This is a genomic window from Halioglobus sp. HI00S01 (genome assembly GCF_001635445.1).
Lineage (GTDB): Bacteria > Pseudomonadota > Gammaproteobacteria > Pseudomonadales > Halieaceae > Halioglobus > Halioglobus japonicus.
Map to the genome: position 1 here is coordinate 1 of NZ_LWEE01000221.1, position 204 is coordinate 204.

1 protein-coding gene is annotated in these 204 nt (G+C 60.3%); it reads left to right on the forward strand.

Annotation, left to right across the window (positions count from 1 at the left end; translation table 11 throughout):
* On the forward strand, positions 1–204 hold a 204-nt coding region (locus tag A3709_RS17300; RefSeq protein WP_156507825.1), incomplete at both ends, for a methyltransferase domain-containing protein.

The window sequence follows — 204 nt, forward strand, 5'->3', positions numbered from 1 at the left end:
CGCCATGCGCCAGAACCTGCAGGTTGCCGACTGCCGTCTCGTCGGGGTGGACAACTCCGCCGCCATGCTCGAGCGCTGCCGCAGCATTATCGACACGGACACTCACGACACGCCGGTTGATCTGGTGTGCGCGAAGCTGCAGGACATTGCCATTGAGGAAGCCTCCGTGGTGGTACTGAACTTCACCTTACAGTTTATTCCCGT